We start from the raw sequence: 1,801 nt of genomic DNA, 5'->3' as shown, positions 1-1,801 counted from the left end.
ATGCCCTCGGGGGCCTCGACCAGGATCGGGTGGCTGTAGCCCAGGGAGAACTCCAGGTTGGAGCCCTTGGCCAGGACACGGTAGCCGACACCGCTGATTTCGAGCTTCTTGACGTATCCCGTGGTCACACCGGTGATCATGTTCGCCACCAGCGTGCGGGACAGGCCGTGCAGGGCCTTGCTCTGCCGCTCGTCGTTCGGCCGCAGCACCTGAAGGGTGCCGTCCTCGGCCTTCGCGATGTCGATCGGCGCGATGACGGTGTGGGTCAGTTCGCCCTTGGGGCCCTTGACCGCGACCGTACGGCCGTCGATGGTGACGTCCACGCCGGCGGGAACCGGGATGGGGAGCTTGCCGATACGCGACATTGCTGTCTCTCCTCCGTTCCCGAATTACCAGACGTAGGCGAGGACTTCCCCACCCACGCCCTTCTTCTGCGCCTGCTGGCCGGTCAGGAGACCGTGGGACGTGGAGATGATGGCCACGCCCAGGCCGCCCAGAACCTTCGGCAGGTTGGTGGACTTCGCGTACACCCGGAGACCGGGCTTGGAGATCCGCTTGATGCCCGCGATGGAGCGCTCACGGTTGGGGCCGAACTTCAGCTCCAGGACGAGGTTCTTGCCGACCTCGGCGTCCTCGACCTTCCAGCCCGTGATGAAGCCCTCCTGCTGGAGGATCTCCGCGATGTGCGACTTGATCTTGGACGCCGGCATCGTCACGGAGTCGTGGTATGCCGAGTTCGCGTTCCGCAGACGCGTCAGCATGTCTGCGATCGGATCAGTCATGGTCATGAATTGGCCTTCGGCCTCTCTCGCCGGGGTTTCCTGGTGCGCCATCCCTCTCCCCGATCCGAGACGGGACGGGTGCGGCGCGGTGGACCTACGGCGTAGTAAGCATTCAATGAGCGGACGAGTGTCCGCGGCGTACGGGCGGCGGCAGACGCCCAACCCCACAAGCCTAAGCCATGCGGGCCGGGCGTCCTGCCACCCCTACGTGCTTACCGAGAGCCCTGCGAATCCCTTATAAGGGGGATTACCAGGAGCTCTTGGTCACGCCCGGCAGCTCGCCACGGTGAGCCATCTCACGAAGGCACACGCGGCAGAGGCCGAACTTGCGGTACACGGAGTGCGGGCGGCCGCAGCGCTGGCAGCGGGTGTAGCCACGCACACCGAACTTGGGCTTGCGAGCAGCCTTAGCGATCAGAGCCTTCTTCGCCATCTCGCTCACGCCTCCTTGAAGGGGAAGCCGAGGTGACGAAGGAGCGCGCGGCCCTCAGCGTCGTTGGTCGCCGTGGTCACCACGGTGATGTCCATACCCCGGGTGCGGTCGATCTTGTCCTGGTCGATCTCGTGGAACATGACCTGCTCCGTGAGACCGAAGGTGTAGTTGCCACGGCCGTCGAACTGCTTGGGGGACAGGCCGCGGAAGTCGCGGATGCGCGGCAGCGCGAGCGACAGGGTGCGGTCCAGGAACTCCCACATGCGGTCGCCACGAAGCGTGACGTGGGCACCGATCGGCTGGCCCTCACGCAGCTTGAACTGCGCGATGGACTTGCGGGCCTTGGTGACGGCCGGCTTCTGACCGGTGATCGTGGTGAGGTCCTTGATGGCACCCTCGATCAGCTTGGAGTCGCGGGCGGCGTCGCCCACACCCATGTTGACCACGATCTTGACGAGACCGGGGATCTGCATGACGTTCTCGTACTTGAACTCGTCACGCAGCTTGCCCGTGATCTCCTCACGGTACTTCTGCTTCAGACGCGGGCTGGTGGTGGTCGTCATCAGATGTCCTCACCCGTCCGCTT

4 protein-coding genes are annotated in these 1,801 nt (G+C 65.0%); all 4 read right to left on the bottom strand.

Annotated features, from left to right (window positions below):
* The coding region (locus tag FDO69_RS40855) for a 50S ribosomal protein L6 (RefSeq protein ID WP_104789273.1) at positions 1–365 on the bottom strand (365 nt) is incomplete at its 3' end.
* A gap of 24 nt (positions 366–389) precedes the next feature.
* Positions 390–788 (bottom strand): 30S ribosomal protein S8, encoded by a 399-nt coding sequence (gene rpsH / locus FDO69_RS40850; RefSeq protein ID WP_104789270.1) that lies wholly within the window; start codon positions 786–788, stop codon positions 390–392.
* 241 nt (positions 789–1,029) lie between these two features.
* Positions 1,030–1,215, bottom strand: a complete 186-nt coding sequence (locus tag FDO69_RS40840) for a type Z 30S ribosomal protein S14 (RefSeq protein WP_003948630.1) — start codon at positions 1,213–1,215, stop codon at positions 1,030–1,032.
* Positions 1,216–1,220: 5 nt separating this feature from the next.
* Positions 1,221–1,778: a 50S ribosomal protein L5 gene (gene rplE / locus FDO69_RS40835; protein WP_003992366.1), complete on the bottom strand. Its 558-nt coding sequence runs from the start codon at positions 1,776–1,778 to the stop codon at positions 1,221–1,223.
* Between the last annotated feature and the right edge of the window lie 23 nt (positions 1,779–1,801).

This window comes from Streptomyces tibetensis (assembly GCF_007655005.1).
GTDB lineage: Bacteria > Actinomycetota > Actinomycetes > Streptomycetales > Streptomycetaceae > Streptomyces > Streptomyces tibetensis.
The sequence above is the reverse complement of the archived record's forward strand: the minus strand, read 5'-3'. Positions and strand labels throughout refer to the sequence as shown.

Excerpts from the sequence above, each read along its gene's own strand:
- FDO69_RS40840 (WP_003948630.1), bottom strand. The coding sequence starts at position 1,215 with ATGGCGAAGAAGGCTCTGATCGCTAAGGCTGCTCGCAAGCCCAAGTTC.
- rplE (WP_003992366.1), bottom strand. The coding sequence starts at position 1,778 with ATGACGACCACCACCAGCCCGCGTCTGAAGCAGAAGTACCGTGAGGAG.
- rpsH (WP_104789270.1), bottom strand. The coding sequence starts at position 788 with ATGACCATGACTGATCCGATCGCAGACATGCTGACGCGTCTGCGGAAC.